At 71.8% G+C, this 16,904-nt stretch carries 15 protein-coding genes; 4 read left to right on the top strand and 11 right to left on the bottom strand.

Annotated elements, in window-relative coordinates; translation table 11 throughout:
* The first annotated feature begins 80 nt into the window (after positions 1-80).
* A complete protein-coding gene (locus BJ969_RS28185) occupies positions 81-701 on the top strand; it encodes a GNAT family N-acetyltransferase (RefSeq protein WP_184484020.1) in 621 nt (206 codons plus the stop codon).
* A 279-nt stretch (positions 702-980) separates the two neighbouring features.
* On the opposite strand, the gene BJ969_RS28190 is transcribed toward BJ969_RS28185, so the two are convergent.
* The 9 genes from BJ969_RS28190 to BJ969_RS28230 all read right to left on the bottom strand — a co-directional run bounded on the left by BJ969_RS28190 (position 981) and on the right by BJ969_RS28230 (position 11,935).
* A complete protein-coding gene (locus BJ969_RS28190; protein ID WP_184484022.1) occupies positions 981-2,138 on the bottom strand; it encodes an N-acetylmuramoyl-L-alanine amidase in 1,158 nt (385 codons plus the stop codon).
* A 273-nt stretch (positions 2,139-2,411) separates the two neighbouring features.
* Complete coding sequence (trxA, locus tag BJ969_RS28195; protein WP_184484024.1) at positions 2,412-2,735, bottom strand: thioredoxin; 324 nt, start codon at positions 2,733-2,735, stop codon at positions 2,412-2,414.
* Between the two features lie 38 nt (positions 2,736-2,773).
* Complete coding sequence (gene trxB / locus BJ969_RS28200; RefSeq protein WP_184484026.1) at positions 2,774-3,781, bottom strand: thioredoxin-disulfide reductase; 1,008 nt, start codon at positions 3,779-3,781, stop codon at positions 2,774-2,776.
* A 118-nt stretch (positions 3,782-3,899) separates the two neighbouring features.
* Positions 3,900-4,700: a hypothetical protein gene (locus BJ969_RS28205; RefSeq protein ID WP_246457119.1), complete on the bottom strand. Its 801-nt coding sequence runs from the start codon at positions 4,698-4,700 to the stop codon at positions 3,900-3,902.
* Positions 4,697-5,305 (bottom strand): RNA polymerase sigma factor SigM, encoded by a 609-nt coding sequence (gene sigM, locus BJ969_RS28210; RefSeq protein WP_184484029.1) that lies wholly within the window; start codon positions 5,303-5,305, stop codon positions 4,697-4,699. Before sigM ends, BJ969_RS28205 begins: the two co-directional genes overlap by 4 nt.
* Before the next feature lie 103 nt (positions 5,306-5,408).
* Entirely contained in the window at positions 5,409-6,980 is a 1,572-nt protein-coding gene (locus BJ969_RS28215; RefSeq protein WP_184484031.1) for a protein kinase family protein, read from the bottom strand.
* Between the two features lie 96 nt (positions 6,981-7,076).
* The gene (gene murJ / locus BJ969_RS28220; protein WP_184484033.1) at positions 7,077-8,936 is read right to left on the bottom strand and encodes a murein biosynthesis integral membrane protein MurJ; all 1,860 of its coding nucleotides are present in this window, start codon (positions 8,934-8,936) and stop codon (positions 7,077-7,079) included.
* A gap of 153 nt (positions 8,937-9,089) precedes the next feature.
* Complete coding sequence (locus BJ969_RS28225; protein WP_184484035.1) at positions 9,090-11,375, bottom strand: DUF6049 family protein; 2,286 nt, start codon at positions 11,373-11,375, stop codon at positions 9,090-9,092.
* Positions 11,372-11,935, bottom strand: coding sequence for an NUDIX hydrolase (locus BJ969_RS28230; protein ID WP_184484037.1), 564 nt, complete (start codon positions 11,933-11,935; stop codon positions 11,372-11,374). The genes BJ969_RS28225 and BJ969_RS28230 overlap by 4 nt, the downstream gene beginning before the upstream one ends.
* Positions 11,936-12,033: 98 nt before the next feature.
* Between BJ969_RS28230 and BJ969_RS28235 the strand changes: the two genes are divergently transcribed.
* A complete protein-coding gene (locus tag BJ969_RS28235) occupies positions 12,034-13,530 on the top strand; it encodes a CCA tRNA nucleotidyltransferase (RefSeq protein WP_184484040.1) in 1,497 nt (498 codons plus the stop codon).
* 290 nt (positions 13,531-13,820) lie between these two features.
* Positions 13,821-14,393: a YqgE/AlgH family protein gene (locus BJ969_RS28240; protein WP_343071642.1), complete on the top strand. Its 573-nt coding sequence runs from the start codon at positions 13,821-13,823 to the stop codon at positions 14,391-14,393.
* Positions 14,394-14,460: 67 nt separating this feature from the next.
* On the opposite strand, the gene BJ969_RS28245 is transcribed toward BJ969_RS28240, so the two are convergent.
* Entirely contained in the window at positions 14,461-14,853 is a 393-nt protein-coding gene (locus tag BJ969_RS28245; protein ID WP_184485997.1) for an SdpI family protein, read from the bottom strand.
* A 70-nt stretch (positions 14,854-14,923) separates the two neighbouring features.
* Between BJ969_RS28245 and BJ969_RS28250 the strand changes: the two genes are divergently transcribed.
* Positions 14,924-16,036, top strand: coding sequence for an esterase-like activity of phytase family protein (locus BJ969_RS28250; RefSeq protein ID WP_184484044.1), 1,113 nt, complete (start codon positions 14,924-14,926; stop codon positions 16,034-16,036).
* A 4-nt stretch (positions 16,037-16,040) separates the two neighbouring features.
* Here the strand turns inward: BJ969_RS28250 and BJ969_RS28255 are convergent, their stop codons facing one another.
* Entirely contained in the window at positions 16,041-16,694 is a 654-nt protein-coding gene (locus BJ969_RS28255) for a hypothetical protein (RefSeq protein WP_184484046.1), read from the bottom strand.
* Positions 16,695-16,904: the final 210 nt, after the last annotated feature.

Genomic DNA, 16,904 nt, shown 5'->3' on the forward strand with positions numbered 1-16,904 from the left:
CGGCAGGAGGCGGCGGCTTATCCTGGCCACGAGCCCCACCTGCCATGCGTGGGTTCTTGGCGGATTCGCAGGAGGTCAGGGTGTCGCGACGCGTCGTAGGCGTCACGCTGGACAACCTCGACCACTTGCCACCGAAGTGTCGTCGCTGCGTGTTCTGGGAACTCGCGCCGCACATCCGGGAGCAGGCCGAGGAGTTCGGCGAAACCGGCCTCGAAAAAGAGGCCTGGGTGTCCAACGTGCTGCTGGACTGGGGATCCTGCGGCCGCGTGCTGTACGTGGACGACGTGCCTGCCGGCTATGCGCTGTACGCCCCGCCCGCCGCGGTGCCGCGCGCCGCCGCGTTCCCGTCCGGCCCGGTCAGCGCGGACGCGGTGCTGCTCACCGCGTTGCGGGTGATCCCGGAGTTCGAGCACGGCGGGCTGGGCCGGGTGTTGCTGCAGAACGTGGCGAAGGATCTGACCAAGCGCGGAGTCCGCGCGATCGAGGCGTTCGGCGATCTGCACGAGGACGACGAGGGCTGCCTGGTCCCGGCGGGATTCCTGCAGCAGGTCGGGTTCAAGACCGTCCGCCAGCACCCGAAGTGGCCGCGCTTGCGGCTGGAGCTGCGCACGGCGATCTCCTGGAAGGAAGACGTCGAAGCGGCTCTGGAGCGGCTGCTGAGCACGGTCTCGGTGAAGACCGCCGAGCCCGCGCTCGGCTGACCGTCCTTGTTTGATCTTGGCTTGAGTAGCGGGTCGGGCGGCGGAACCTCAGCGGCTCCCTCGCTGCGGGATCGATTCCTCATGTATGCCGTACACGGCGAAATCGCTGTCCTCGCGAGGAAGCCGCTGAGAACCCGCCGGTGGTCGGTTTGCTCTGGCTGGTCGCCGCTCACAGGACAACGACCGACGACGCCGCTCACCTGGAAAGGCAAGATCAAAGACAGGAAGTGAACCCGCCGGAGCCCGCGCCGTGCGGCGCAGGCGGGCCAGACGTCGTCCTCAGGCGCCTTCGGCTCGGGTGAGTTCGTGGCGCAGCAGGTCGTCGAAGGTGAAGGTGCCCGTCGGCTGGTCGTCCTTGCCGAGCAGGTAGAGCCGTTTCACGGCGACCAGCAGGCCTTCGGCGATGATGTCCCGGAACGCGGGGTCGAGCAGCCGCCGCCGGTCCTCGGGGTTGGTGAGGTAACCGATCTCGGTGCGCACCGCGGGCATCCGGGTGAGGCGCAGGACCTCCCACGTCTTCGGGTGGATGCGGCAGTCGAGCATCCCCGTGCGCGCGACGATCTCGCGCTGCAGGAAGCCGGCCAGCGCCTCCCCCACCGTGGAGGTGGTGCCGTTGCCGGTGCCGAAGTGGAAGCTCGACACGCCCTGCGCCGCGGGCGCCGAGTTGGCGTCCATGTGCAGCGACAGGAACAGGTCGGCACCCGCTTCGTTGGCGAACCCGGCGCGGTCGGCCTCCGGCGGGCAGGAGTGCGGCCCGCGCGTGATCAGCGCTTCCATCCCGGTGGCGACCATGCGGCCTTCGAGCCTGCGGACCAGGTCCCAGGCGAGGTCGGCTTCGTTGACGCCGCCCACGGTCACGCCGCGGTCGGTGCCGCCGTGACCGGGGTCCAGCACGATGCGCTTGCCGCGCAGCAGCGGACCGGAGCGCCGGACCTTCTCCTGCTCCCGCAGGTAGACGGGGCGACCGCCGCGGACCTTCGGGGCGAGCTGCTTGAGCGCGCGCAGCGTGTTCGGGCCGCAGATGCCGTCGTTGCCGAGCCCGTAGTCGCGCTGGAAGCTGCGCAGCGCCTGCTCGGTCTGCCACCCGAAGATGCCGTCGGGCCTGCCCGCGTCGAAGCCGAGTTCCAGCAGCCGCTCCTGCAGCGCGAACACGTCGTCGCCGCTGATGGGCTTGGACACGAGGTAGGCCAGGGACCGGTCGCCCAGGCGCCAGCGCGCGTCGATCAGGGCGCGGTAGGTGGCGGGGCCGACGACGCCGTCGGTGATCAGGCCACGTCGCTGCTGGAAGACGCGCACCGCGTGTTCCACCGCCGCGTCGAAGTTCGCGGGGCCGGTGGCGGTTCCGTTTGGGGGGGCCGGTAGGAGACCCAGCGCAGCAAGGGTGTTCCTGATCTCGGCAACGGCCGGACCGACGTCACCGCGGTGGAGCAGCTGCATGCACTCCTCGCTCGATTCAGGCGCCGGTGGTGGATCCGGCGCGTAGGACGGTCGTACTCCCCCGATGTCCACTTCTGGGTGGATGGGTTCGGACGGGAACCCACCGGCTCATTGTGCCTTGCCTGCAATGCAGCGGCGCTGCGGGCCGCTCGCAGGCGCCCGCGCATGGGATGACCTCCCACGCTTCGCCGAGAACGGCGAAACCCCGCACATCTCCGCGCGGTGGCGGGGATCTGCGGGGTTCCGGCTCGGTGCGCGGCGGTCAGCGCCGCATCACAGGTAGTCCTTCAGGTCTTCCAGCAGCGCGGCCTTCGGCTTGGCGCCGACGATCTGCTTGACCGGCTCGCCGCCGGAGAACAGCAGCAGCGTCGGGACGCTCATCACCTGGTAGTCGCGGGCGACCGACGGGTTCTTGTCGATGTCCAGCTTGGCGATCGTGATGCCCGGGTTCTCGTCGGCGATCTCCTCCAGGACGGGCGCGACCATCTTGCACGGGCCGCACCAGGTCGCCCAGAAGTCGACCAGGACGGGCTTGTCGCTGCCCAGCACGTCGTCCTTGAACGAGCCGGCGTCCACGGTCACGGTGTTCTCGGCCATGTCATCTCCCTCGGTGTGAATTCAGGTCGGTCCAGCGCTCAGCGCGCCGCGGCGGTCTCGGTCGCAGGTGCGTAGCCACCGCCGACGTGTTCGGCCGCGACGTGCGCGGACTCGCTCACCTCGTGCTCGGCGAGCCACCGCTCGGCGTCCATCGCCGCCGAGCAGCCGGAACCGGCGGCGGTGATGGCCTGCCGGTAGGTGTGGTCGACGAGGTCGCCCGCGGCGAACACGCCGGGGATGCCGGTGTGCGTGGTGGGCTGCTGGACGGCGACGTAGCCCTCGTCGTCGACCTCGACCTGGTCGCGCACGAGTTCGCTGCGCGGGTCGTGGCCGATGGCGACGAACATGCCGGTGACGTCGAGCTGCGAGTCCTCACCGGTCACGGTGTCGTGCAGCTTCAGGCCGGTGACGGCGTTGTCGCCGAGCACCTCGGTGACCGCGGCGTTGGTGCGCCAGCGGATCTTCTCGTTGGCCTTGGCCCGCTCCAGCATGATCTTGGAGGCGCGGAACTCGTCGCGGCGGTGGATGATCGTCACCGAGTCCGCGAACTTGGTGAGGAACGTGGCCTCCTCCATCGCGGAGTCGCCACCGCCGATGACGGCGATGTGCTGCTCGCGGAAGAAGAAGCCGTCGCAGGTCGCGCACGCCGAAACGCCGTGGCCGAGCAGCTTCTCCTCGCCGGGGATGCCCAGGTAGCGGGCCGCCGCGCCCATCGCCAGGACGATCGCCTTGGCGCGGTACTCGACGCCGTTGGCGGTGACCTTCTTCACGTCGCCTTCGAGGTCGATGTGCTCGACGTCCTCGGCGCGCAGCTCACCTCCGAACCGCTTCGCCTGCTCCCGCATCTGCTCCATGAGATCGGGGCCCATGATGCCGTCCCGGAAACCGGGGTAGTTCTCCACGTCGGTGGTGGTCATCAACGCACCACCGAACTGCGTTCCCTCGAAGACCAAAGGCTGGAGTTCGGCCCGTGCGGCGTACACCGCAGCGGTGTAACCGGCGGGGCCGGAGCCCACGATGATGAGGTTGCGGACGTCGTCGGTCACCGCGCCCCTTTCGTTGTCGCGTGCCGCCCGCCGCGCTGAACGCGCGAGCGTACTCGGGTCAACGCGATCCTAGGCGCGTGTGTTCCCGGCTCCGCCGCGCGTGACGAGCCTGACCCGCTCAGCCTCCCAGGGTGCTGTCGGAGATCGTCGCGGGGCGGTCCGGGCCGCAGTCCTGGCCGACGACGAGGATGCGGAACCGGCCGATCCCGCCGCCTTGCAGCACCAGCGCCCTGGCCGGTTCGCCGTCGATCGTGACTTCGCGGGCGCCGAGCGGATTTCCGCTGCTCACGCCGTTGGCCTGCAGGCAGCCGAGCAGCTGTTCGGGGTCGGCGAGCGCGCCGTACTGCTCGGAGCCGAGCGCTTCGCCGAGCCGGTCCGCCGGGAAGGCGTCTCCGCGCAGCGCCAGCGGCGGCGGACCGTCCTGGGGCGGCGGCGCGGCGGCGTTGTCGGTGTCCCCCTGCAGGATTCCGCCGGTGCCGAGCACCACGATTCCCGTCACCGCGGCGGCCGCGGTGAGCAGGCCCGCCGTCCAGCCCGCGCGCTTGCGCCTGCGCCGGCGAGCGGCGGCGAGGTCGAGCACCGGAGCGGGTTCGGGTTCGACGGGCTGACCCGCGGTTCCGGCGGAGTTCGGGTTCTCGCCCTCGGGTGCCATGGCCCAGGAACGCAGTTCCGCCTCGAGCGCTTCGTCCAGCTTGGCCGCGACGTCGTCGGGCACGGTCGGAGCCGGCAGCTCCGCCAGTTCGGCGCTGGTGGCTTCCAGCGCGGCGAGCAGTTCGCTCGCCTCCGGGTCGGCCTGGATGCGCGGCAGCAGCTCGTCGGCCACGTCCTGATCGAGCACTCCCGCGTGCAGATCGGCCACCAGATCCAGCGACCACGGTGGGCCTTGCGGCGTTTCGGGGCGCCGTTGTTCGCCGCTCATCGTCCCTCCCGTCGACGCTTGGCGTTGGCGTCATCTGGGACGTTCGCATCCGCACTCGGGTTCCGCAGGTGTCCCAGAAGTTTCGCCAGCTTCACCCGGCCGCGGGCGCAGCGGCTCTTCACGGTGCCCTCGGCGACGCCGAGGATGGCGGCGGTGTCGGACACCGAATAGCCCTCCACGTCGACCAGCACGATCGGCGCGCGCTGCTCCTCGGGGAGGGCGGCCAGCGCGTCCTGCACGGCCATCCGGGTGTCCTGCTCCTCGATCGCGTCGCGCGGAACGGCCGGCTCGGCCGGCCCGGTATCGGGCAAGGGCACCGTCGGTCTCGCCTGGCGCCTGCGGATCCGGTCCAGGCAGGCGTTCACCACGATTCGGTGCAACCAGGTGGTGACCTGGGATTCCGCTCGGAACGATCCGGCGTTGCGGAACGCGGAGATCATCGCATCCTGCAGCGCGTCGGAAGCGTCCTCGTGATCGCGCATGGTGCGCAACGCGACCGCCCACAACCGATCGCGGTGCCGGCGGAACAACTCGGCGAACGCGTGTGGGTCACCGCTGGTGTGCGCCGCTATGAGGTCGGCGTCCGATCTGACGGGGGCAGACACGTCTGAGCACTCTACTGATCGTGAGGTCGCCCACGATCACCGCGCCGCGGCCCGCGCGGGACCAGGACCGGGTTCGGTCCCGCGCGAACCGGAGGCGTGCTGCTCAGGCCGCCGTGCCGGAGATGCTGATCTCGTTGATCCGGGTCTGGAACTTGCCGCCCGACGGCGAGATCTGCGTCAGCCACACGATCACGTTCTGGGTGGGCTGCGCCGCGTCGATCGGGATCGTCGTCTTGCCCGCGGCCAGCGTCTGCTGCCCGAGCAGCGGGCTGGAGTCGAAGTTCGGGCTGGTGCCGTCGGCCGCCCGGATCTCCACCACGGTGCCCGCGCTGGGCGAGTCGATGACCACTTCGCGGACGGTCGTCGGCGCCGAGAAGCTGAGCACCGTGCCGGTGCCCGACTTGAACCCGTTGCCGAACTGGTCGTTGTAGGAGTCGGTCGCCCAGGACGTCGACGGGTCGCCGTCGAACAGGTTGCCGATCTTGCCGGGGCTGTCCGGGGTCTGCTCCTTGACGAACGGGGTCCCGCCGGTGACCTGGACCGGGACGGCCTGGTCCGGGGTCGGTGCGGGCTGCTGCGCGTTGTCGTCGCCCAAGGTCACCGACGGGCCTTCGGCCTCCGGGTTGCCCGCGAACATGCCGATGAGGTTGGCGACGATCCAGCCGACGACGAGCAGCGTGGCCACCGCCAGGGCGCCGACGCTGATCGCCAGCTTCTTGCGCTTGACCTTGTCCGGCTTGGGGTCCTGGGTGCTCCAGACCTCGTTGGTCTGCGTCGCGCCGCCCGCGGGTCCGGACTGCACGGCCGAGGACGAGGCCTCGAACGTGGCGTGCTGCTCCAACACCCGCAGCACCGCTGCACCGGTGCGGACGCCGCCGGTGGTGCCGTGCGTGTCGGGGCTGCCGAGGGCGCGCAGGGCGACCGTGGACAGCTCCAGCGGCACCGTCGGGCGCAGCGTGCGCGGCGCGACGATGGTGCCGTCCGGTCCGGTCGGCGCGGTCGCCAGGCCTTCGGGGGCGGAGTCCAGCGCCCAGCGCCCGGTCAGCAGCAGGTACAGCGCGGCACCGAGCCCGCGCACGTCGTCGCTGGAGCTCGCGGTGGACAGCGGCCCAGGGAAGGCCATCCGGATGTCGCCTTCCGGCGTCACCCGGATCCGCTGCGGGTGGTCCGCGCCGAGCACCAGCCCGGCGTGGTGCGCGGCTTCGACAGCGGCGGCCAGCGGTTGCAGCAGCCGCGCCGCGGTGCCCGGCTGCAGCGGCCCGTCCCCGATCAGCTCGATCAGGTCGGTGCCGTGCGTCCATTCGGCGATGACGACGCCGAGCACGCCCTGCGGGTCACCTGGTGCTGGTGTCACGACGTCGAGCACCCGCGCGACGCCGACGTGGTTGAAGGTGCTGGCGTGCATCGCGCGTTCCAGCGTGCGCCGCGCGCTCGTCGCCGCATCCGATTGGGAGCGGTCCCCGGTCAGGATGGTCAGCGCGACATCGCGTCCGAGCACACCGTCCTTGGCCCGCCACAGCTGCGCGTCGCACCGGGGATCGGTGCCGACCTTCTCCAGCAGGCGGTATCGGCCGTGGTCGAGTACCGCGCCGGGGGTCAGCTGTTCGGCGTCGTCCGCCGTCGAATCGCCCGCGTCACGTTCCGGCATCGCTTGCCTGGTCGGTTTGCTGCTCACCTTCCCTCTCCCGCTCCTCCCGCTCCAGCCGGGGGGCACTGAACACCCCCTCCCCACGGGAGAAGACTTCCGCCCCGAGGGTACGTGACGCCAATGTCAACGACGACGCAGCAGAGCGGTGAGCCGCCCGATCGCAGGCTCCAGTTCCCGCACCCGGAGCAACGCCATCAATCCGAAGATGATCGCGAAGCCCACGATCGTGCCCGCCAGCAGCTGCAACCAGCCCGTTCCGGCGCCAGCGGGACCGGGGATCAACGCGTCCACGCCCGTCGTGGCGCCCCAGGCCGCGAGCCCGCCGAGCACCGACGCGAGCAGCGTCTTGCCCAGCGTCGCCAAGAACTTCGCGCTGCCCAGCGGACCCAGGCGCCGCCGCAACCACGCCTCGCCGACGAGCCAGCCGACGACGAAGCTGAAGGAGTTCACGAAGGCCAGGCCGTAGACGACGTCCTGCGGCGACAGCACCAACGGCGTGAGCAGCGCCATGACGACCTTGGCCGCGGTCATCACGACCATGATCAGGGTCGGGGTGCGGGCGTCCTTGAGGGCGTTGAACGTCCGCATCTGCATCATCGTGATCGCGTACGGCAGCACGCCGAACGACGAGACGGCGATCGCCAGCCCGACGCTGCTCGCGTCCGTCGCGGAGCCCTTGAGGCTGAACAGCGCCAGCGCCAGCGGCACGCCCAGCACCGTCATCACGGCGCTGATCGGCATCAGCGCGACGGTGGAGAGCCGGTTGCCCAGCGACAGGTCTTGCACGACCCGCGGGTAGTCGTGGTCGGCGGCGGCCGAGCTCATCCGGGGCAGGATGGCGGTCATCACCGAGAACCCGATCACGCCGTACGGCAGCTGCAGCAGCATCCAGGAGTACGTGTAGATCGAGTAGGAGCCGGCGTCGGCGGCCGTGGCGACCTTGGTGAGCGCGATCAGACCGACCTGGCTGACGGCGACGTAGCCGACCATCCACAGGGTCAGGCCGCCGAACTCGGACAGCCGCGGGTCCCATTCCCAGCGCCAGCGGAACGTGAACCCGGTCCGGCGCAGCGCCGGGATCTGGATCAGCGACTGCACGGTGACGCCGAGCGTCACCCCGATCCCGAGGGTGAGCAGGTGCGCGTCGTCCATGCGCACCGGGTCGACGGAGATCCGGCCGGGCAGCGAGGCGTAGACGCCGAGCGTGGCGAGCACGACGAGGTTGTTCACCACCGGCGCCCAGGCCGGCGGGCTGAAGATCTGCTTCGACTGCAGGATCGCGCCGACCAGCGCGCTGATCCCGTAGAAGAAGATCTGCGGGATCAGCAGGTAGCTGAACGCGGTGACCAGCGCCGGGTTCGACGAGTCCCCGTCGGAGATGAACAGCCAGGTGAGGGCGGGCGCGGCGATCACCGAGATCGTGGTGCCGACGATCAGCAGCACCGTGGAGATGGTCAGCAGCCGCTGCACGTATGCCTCGCCGCCGTCGGCGTCGGACTTGGCGGCCCGGACCAGCACGGGGACGACGACGCTGGTCAGCACCCCGCCGAGCAGCAGCTCGAAGATGCTGTTCGGCAGCGTGTTGGCGACGGTGAACGAGTCGTTCTCCACGCCGAAGCCGATGATCAGCGCGAGCAGGATCTTCCAGCCGAAGCCGGTGATGCGGCTGATGAGGGTGGCGATGGCCATCGAGCCGCTGGCGCGCAGCAGGGACTTGCCGCCGCCGGAGCCGCCGGTGGGCCGCAGCACCCGGGTCTGCTCTTCGGCCTGCTCGGCAGCCTGGTCGAGGCCGGGTTCGGGCAGCACGGCCGGGATGGGCTGCGTCTCGGCGGCGTGCCAGCCGGGCGGCGGCGTGGCGCGGTGCGGCACGGTCCCGCGTTCGGCGGACACCGGCTGCGCGGCGCGCGGCGCCGGTTGCGAGCGCGGCGGCCCGCCCGGTTCGACGCGCGGGATCTGCTGCGTCCGGTCGTCGGCGGGGGGCATGGGGCCGCCCGCGCCGGGACCTGCCGCGCCGGGACCTGCCGGCCCCGCCCGCCGTGCTTGCGCGTCGCTGTCTCGGTTCACTGCCTGTGCCCTTCACTCACCGCCTGCGGCCACGCGCGGGACGTCACTCCCGCGTGTGGCCGGACCAGGATGTCAGCTCGGGCCGCGGTCACTTTCGGTGGTGCTGCCGGGAGAGACGGGGAACATCCGGGGGTTGGTCGTTTCGCTCGCCGACGGAGCCGGAGCGGAGCTCGCCGCGGACTCGCCCGCCCGGCCGCCGCTCGCCGCGGCCAGCCTGCTGCGGCGCGCCCGCAACCTGCGCAGGATGCGGCGCGCGGACAGGATCACCAGCAGCGCGCTGGCGATGGCGGTGAACCCGACGGTGAACGGGTCGTAGGTGTAGGACTGCAGCTGGATCCGCTTGGCCGGGCCCAGCTCGGTGCCCGCCTCGGTGACCACGTCCATGTCGACGGTGAACTGCCCGGCGCGGTGCACCTCGGTCTCCAGCCGGAAGTGCCTGCGGCCCTGCGCAGGCACCCGGATGACGCCGAGGTCGCGGGTCTCGATCCCGGCGGTCGCGGGGATGCGCAGCCGCACCGACACGGTCACCGGCAGGTCGTTGGTGACGGTCATCGGGATCGGCGCGTTCGACGCCGTGAGCGTGATCTTGCCGGCGAACTCGTCGAGCCGGACGCGGGCGAGCACGCCGTTGAGGGTGTCGGTGGCGACCCGCACCCAGTGCCGCGCGGCGGCCGGGTTGTCGCGCCAGGCGCTGGAGGCGCCGCGCAGCAGCCCGTTGCGCAGCGGCGTGGTCAGCGCGGCCGGGTCGAGATCGGCGGCCGGGTCCTTCTGGGTGGAGCGGTAGAGGTCGCCGACCTTGTAGTTCTGCTCCGCGAGCTGGTCGAGCACCGGCCGCGGGATCTCCTCCGCCGCGTTCTCCTGCGGGTAGTCCAGCCGGGACACCGGCAGCGCGGACTCGCTCTGCTCGGCCTGCCCGGTGGTCTCCGGCAGCCCGGCGGGCCGCACGTAGCCGGCGTCGGCCAGCCCGCGCATCCCGTCGAGCAGCGCGCGCAGGTCCTCACCGCTGAGGTTCCACCGCCGCGGCGGCGCCAGCACCGAGGTCGCGCCGCCCTGCGCTCCTGCGGTCGCGCGGAACGCGAGCGCGCCGAGGGTGTTCTGCACGGTGGCGGCACCGTTGCCGTCGGGCGACATCGCCGTGGTCTCCAGCGGGGAACCGTGCATCGGGTCCAGTGCCTCGGACAGCAGCGGGTCGACGGGCACCGCCACCGGCCCGTCCTCGTAGAGCCGGGACGGGGCCAGCGAATCGGTGGACATCGCGGACGGCTCCATCAGCATCGTGCCGATGCCGAAGTCCGCGAGCTTGCGGGCGGTGGACTCGTCCAACGCGCCTTCGATGGGCCACAGCACGCTGCGCCGCGGTTCGACGCCCAGCACCTGCTGCACCACGCCCGCGCCGTCCAGCGAGCCCTTGATCAGGTCGGGCAGGTCGGCGTGGTCCAGCGCGGCCACGTCCGAGTCGGCGTAGGGCAGCGCCAGCACGCAGCGGCCTTCGGTGGCTTCGCGCAGCTTGTTCAGCCACAGCTGCGCCGAGGCCGAGCCGGTGCCGTCGCGCAGCCCGCCGTCGGCCTGGCGCACCAGGTAGCCGCGGCTCATGGCCTGCACGGTGGCCAGCAGGTCCGGGTCGATGGCGAAGCACAGGCCGTTGCCCAGCGGGGATCCGCCGCCCGCGTTGTCCACGACGGACTGCACGAGGTCGTAGAGCCGCCCACCGGGGGTGAGCGAGCCCGCGAGCGCGTCGTCGGCGAGCACGGCGCGCTGGCCGGGCGTGCCCTCCTGCTGCATCCGCGGGTAGTCGACGATCGGCAGCAGCATCGCGACGGGCGCGGGCTCCGCGGGTTTCGCGGGCGGAGCGCCGGGCGGCGCGAGCACCGGCAGCAGGAAGTGCGACTCGCCGATGCGGGCGCGGCCCCCGTCGCCGGGCTGGCCGTTGACGTTGACCAGCAGCGGGAACACGCCGGGTTCGGTGATCTCCAGCGAGTCCGGGCCGTTGACGGGCACCCGCAGCTCGAACGGGGCCTGCTGCCCCGGAGCGAGGGTGTCGATCATTGGGCGGAAGCTGGTCTCGTTGACAGTGGCGGCGTTGCCGCGCAGCGCGTCCTGCGCGGCCGGGACGGACTGCGTCGGGTAGCCGCGCTGCACGCGGGCCTCGATGCCGTTGATCGTGGCGCCGGTCGTGTTCGTGATCCGGCCGCTGATCGTCACTTCACCCGGCGCACCCGAGATCACCGATGGGGTGACCTTGGTCACTTCGAGTCGGGTCGTGCTCGAATCGCCCTGCGCGCTCGCCGTGCGGGCCGCGGTGATCGGAATCCCGCTGACCAGCAGGACCGCGACCACAGCGGCTAGCAGACACCTCACCCCGGCTCCGTTCCCGTGTTCCGGGGAGGTTTCCGGCTCCCCGTCTCCGCCTCGCCCGTGCCCGGCAGCGCATCGCCGAGCAGCGTCAGCGCGTGCCGCACCAGACGCCGCTCGTCGGCGTAGGCCAGCACTTCGTCCAGTTCACCTAGCGGCACCCAAGCCACCTCGGTGACCTCCACGTCCTCGTCCGAAAGTTCTCCGCCGACCGCGTCCAGCAGGAAGTGGTGCACCGTCTTGTGCACGCGCCGGTTACCGGCGACGAACCAGTAGTCGATCGTGCCGATCGCCACCGTCACCCGTCCGATGATCCCCGTCTCTTCCGCGACCTCGCGCACCGCGGTCTGTTCCGGCGTCTCACCAGGCTCGATGTGGCCCTTCGGCAACGACCACAGCAGTCGCCCCCTGCGGTCGGACCTACCGATGATCGCAGCGAGCCGTTCGGCGTCGGCGACCACCAGCCCCCCGGCCGATGTCTCGTCCACGGTCTGCAGCCGCCGGCGCCGGCGCCGGTTCCGGCGCCCCGGCTGTGCGCCGCCGGAGCGGCCGGGCGACGGAGGCATGCGGCCGATGGTAATGCGATCAGAGCGGGTACCGGCGGTCGAACCGCTGCGGGCCGAGGCCCGGAGATCCTCGGCTGAGCAGCCGATATCCTCCCCCTGTGGCCCCTTCGACCCGTGATGCCCCCGACGACGCCGACCTGCGCGCCCGCGAACGCGAGGCCCAGCGCAACGCGGTCGTCGAGCTCGTGAAGGTCGCCCCGGTGGCCGAGGAGCTCGCCGAGCGGTTCGCCGCGGCGGGCCACCGGCTGTACCTGGTCGGCGGCAGCGTCCGGGACGCGCTGCTGGGCAGGCTGGGCACCGACCTCGACTTCACCACCGCCGCCCGGCCGCACCAGGTGCGGGAGCTGCTCGACGGGTGGGCGGAGACGATCTGGGACACCGGGATCGACTTCGGCACCCTCGGCGCCTACAAGCGCGGGACGACCGTGGAGATCACCACGTTCCGCGCCGACAGCTACGACGGCGTGACCCGCAACCCGGAGGTGGCGTTCGGCGACACCATCGAGGGCGACGTGCTGCGCCGCGATTTCACGGTGAACGCGATGGCCATCGAACTGGGCGCGCGCGAGTTCGTCGACCTGCACGGCGGCCTGGAGGACGTGGCCGCCGGGCGGTTGGACACGCCCGCGACGCCGCAGGAGTCGTTCGCCGACGATCCGCTGCGGATGCTGCGGGCCGCCCGGTTCGCCGCGCAGCTCGGGTTCGAACCGGCCGACCGCGTGCTCGCGGCGATGCGGGAGATGGCCGACGAGCTGGCCCGGATCACCCCGGAGCGGGTGCAGGCGGAGCTCTCGAAGCTGCTGTGCGGGAAGTTCCCCCGCAAGGGTGTGGAGCTGCTGGTGGAGACCGGGCTGGCCGAGCACGTGCTGCCCGAGGTCTCGGCGATGCGGCTGGAGATCGACGAGCACCACCAGCACAAGGACGTCTACGAGCACTCGCTGGTCGTGCTGGAGCAGGCCATCGACCTGGAGCAGGCGGCGGACCCGGACGGCGAGCCGGACCTGGTGCTGCGGCTGGCCGCGCTGCTGCACGACATCGGCAAGCCCGGCACGCGGCGGTTCGAGCCGGGCGGCGGGGTGAGCTTCCACCACCACGAGGTGGTCGGCGCCAAGATGGCCCGCAAGCGGCTGCGGGCGCTGCGCTACTCGAAGGAGGTCGTCAGCCAGGTCTGCGACCTGGTGTACCTGCACCTGCGGTTCCACGGTTACGGCGAGGGCCAGTGGACGGATTCGGCGGTGCGCCGCTACGTGACCGACGCGGGACCGCTGCTGCCCCGGTTGCACAAGCTGGTGCGGGCCGACTGCACGACTCGGAACAAGCGCAAGGCCAACGCGCTGCAGCGCTCCTACGACGACCTCGAGGAGCGGATCGCGCGGATCGCCGCGGACGAGGACTTGGCGCGGGTGCGGCCGGACCTGGACGGCAACGAGATCATGCGGCTGCTCGGGGTGCCGCCGGGGCCGCAGGTGGGCCGGGCGTGGAAGCACTTGAAGGACGCCCGGCTGGATCGCGGTCCGATGGAGCACGAGGAGGCCGTCGCGGAGCTGTACCGCTGGGCCGCCGAACAGGGCATCGAGGTCCCCGGCGAGTCCTGATCCGCGGGCCGCGCGGCGACGGTCGGGCGCGGTTGGCACCGCGTGGCGTTCGCGACTCCGCCGGATCGCGTATCTCGGCCGCGTCGGGCGGCGCAGCGGTGGCAGTCGCGGATTCATTTCAGCGTTCTTGCTGATCAGCGCGTTCTATTAATACTCAGGTGGACAACTGAGTACGCGCGAATCGCTGCTCCTAATCGTTGGACATGAACGTGCGGCTGCACCGGGCGGAAATCCGCCGCGTTCGCGGCACGGTCACGCCAGGCGGGGCTCCGCTCTGCGATCATGCGGAGGTGGAATCAGACGCGGAGGTGGAGCCGGGGACGCTGCTGGTGGCTGCTCCGCAGCTGCTCGACATGAACTTCCGCCGGACGGTGGTCTACATCATCCACCACCGGGGCGAGGGCACTCTCGGCGTCATCCTGAACCGGCCCAGCGAGGTCGCCGTCAGCGACGTGCTGCCGCAGTGGGCGCCGCACGCCAGCGAGCCGCCATCGCTCTACGTCGGCGGACCCGTGGAGCAGCGGACCGCGATCTGCCTGGCCGCGCTGCGCGCCGGGGAGGACGTCAAGCGGATCAGCGGCATGGTCGGGGTGCGCGGCCCGGTCGGGCTCGTCGACCTCGACGGCGATCCGGACGACCTGGTGCCGAGGGCGCGCGGGCTGCGGTTCTTCGCCGGCTACGCCGGCTGGGACGCCAAGCAGCTCGCCGGGGAGATCGAACGCGGCGACTGGATCATCGTGCCCGCCCTGCCCGACGACGTGATCGCCGCGCCCGGCGCGGACCTGTGGGGGCGCGTGCTGCGCCGCCAGAGCACCCCGCTGGCCTTCCTCGCCACCCACCCCGGCGACGTGAAGCTGAACTGACGCGAGCCCCGGAACAGCAGAACGCCCGCGACCGGGAAGTCGCGGGCGTTCGTGTCGTGGTCGGGGGTCAGCCGCAGCAGCCGCCGGGGCAGCCGCCGCAACCGGCGGTCGCCGGTGCGGGGATCGCCTCGGCCGCCTTGTTGCCGAGGACGCCGCCGACGACCATCAGCGCGAACGCGCCGGCGATGCCGAGCACCGCGACGACGACCGCGCTGGTCACGGTGGTCAGCAGCGGCTCGGAGACGCCCGCGAGGATCGCCACCGCGCCCCCGGCCAGCATCGCGGGCGCGCCCACCCGGTTGCCGAGCGCGAACGCCTCCTCGCTGCGCAGCGTCGCGGGCGTGCGGACTCCCACGTAGCGGTTCGGCGGCAGCTGGCTTCGCAGTCCGCGCCACCCGATGAACACCAGCGCCGCTCCGAGCACAACGAGCAGCGCGCACAAGATCACCTGCACAGCCATCACCTGGACAGGGTACGGCTGCCGCTTTTCCGACATCTGTTCGCTACCTGGCTGAGGTTCGCTGGGTCACATGAGCGCGAACAGGTTCCCCGTCGCCCTGGCCGCCGCGGTGCTCGCGATGGCGGCCGCACCGGCGGCGTGCGCCGCGCCCGCGAGGCCCGCGCCCCCGGACGGGGTGCGCCTGCTGGGCGAGCGGACCCTGCCGTGGGCGACGACGTTCCAGGGCACCGCCGTCGGCGGCCTCTCCGGCCTGGACCACGACCCGCGCACCGGCCGGTGGGTGTTCGTCAGCGACGACCGCTCGGAGCAGGACCCGGCGCGCTTCTACACCGCCGACGTCGAGGTCCGGGCCGACGGGCTCGGGGCGTGGACCCTCACCGGGACCCACCCGTTCCGGCGGCCCGACGGCGCCACCTACCCGCCGATCTCCGCCGGTGACGGCACCACCGTCGATCCCGAGGAGATCCGCTTCGACCCGTGGTCGCACGACGTGTGGTGGACCAGCGAGGGCGAACGGGACCCGCGGTCGATCGACCCGTCGATCCGCTCGGCGGCCCCGGACGGCTCGTTCCGGGCCGAGCTGCCGTTGCCGCCGAACCTGGTCCACCGCCCGGACTCGGGTCCGCGGCGCAACGAGTCGCTGGAGTCCCTCGCGTTCGCCGACGGCGGTTCGCTGGTGGTCCACGCCGTCGAGTCCGCGCTGCTGCAGGACGGCGACCCGCCGACGACCGAGCACGGCGCGCTCAGCCGGATCACCGTGCAGGACCGCGGCGGGCGGGTGCTCTCGCAGCACGCCTACCCGGTCGACCCGGTGTTCGCCGAGTCCGGCGGCGAGCCCGGCGACAACGGGATCGCCGCCGTGCTCGACGCCGGTGACCGCCTCCTCGTGCTGGAGCGGGCCTACGTCGAGGGCGCGGGCAACTCCATCCGGATCTACGAGGCGGACCTGCGCGGTTCGGACGACGTCAAGGACGTGCCCTCGTTGCGCGACGCACCGGTCCGCCCGGTGCACAAACGACTGCTCGCGGACCTGGCGCAGTTCGACCTCGGCACCGTCGACAACGTCGAAGGCCTCACGTGGGGGCCGCGCCTGCCCACCGGTGAGCGCACCCTCGCCCTGGTCAGCGACAACAACTTCTCCCCCACCCAGACGACCCGGCTCATCGTGCTGGCGCTGCGGTGAGCGGTCACCGCGGGCAGAGGTCGCGCGGGCGCTGCTCCCACAGCATCGGGACGCGGTCGTAGCGACCGGCCTGCTCGGGCAGCGTCGGCGACAGGTGGTCCAGCACCCGGTAGATCTCCGCTCGCCGCGCTGGCAGGTCCAGGTGGAAGATCGGCTCGTGGTGCATGATGCGGTTGCGCAGCTCCAGCAGGCCGGACAGCCGTTCGTGCAGGTCCCGCCGCGGGCCGCGGAACCGGGGGAACGCGCCGTGCAGGGCGGGCACCCAGAGCGTCCGGTCGTACCCGCGCCCCTTGCTCGTCAGCGACACCCAGAAGCCCAGCGACAACTTCGCCACCACGTCGTCGGCGGTGAAACCGGCCTGCTTCTGCCGCTTCAGCTTGGCGTGCTCCTTGGTCACCGCTCGCCTGCCGTAGCCGGTGAGCTGCACGAGCTCCCACCACTGCCCGCTGCCGAAGTGCTCCCGCAACCGCTCGTGCACCCCGTTGCGCAGGCCGATCTCCAGCCAGTGCAGCGGCGCGTAGAAGGCCGCCGAGACGTCCAGGTTCCACCGGTAGAGCCGCAGGGCGTCTGCGTGCTCGCCGTTCGCGGCGGTCAGGTACCGCTGGAAGCGAGCCGCGGACAGCGTGCTGTGGATCCAGGCGGGCTGGTCGCCGGACATCGAGGTCCCCCGGGTCGTGGAGTGATCGGGACGCGCCGGATTCGTGCTACGGTGGCGGCGTAAGCCCCAGGTTCGCCTCTGCGATCAGTTCGCACGCCACCTGGGGCGTTTTGCGTCTGCATCCCGCTGGTGGTGATCAGGTTAGGGAGTGCCGCGCCCGCGCTGTCGATCCGCGCCCGGTCGCGGTGTTCCCGACCGCCCGGCGGCCCC

The sequence above is a fragment of the Saccharopolyspora gloriosae genome (assembly GCF_014203325.1).
GTDB classification, from domain to species: domain Bacteria; phylum Actinomycetota; class Actinomycetes; order Mycobacteriales; family Pseudonocardiaceae; genus Saccharopolyspora_C; species Saccharopolyspora_C gloriosae.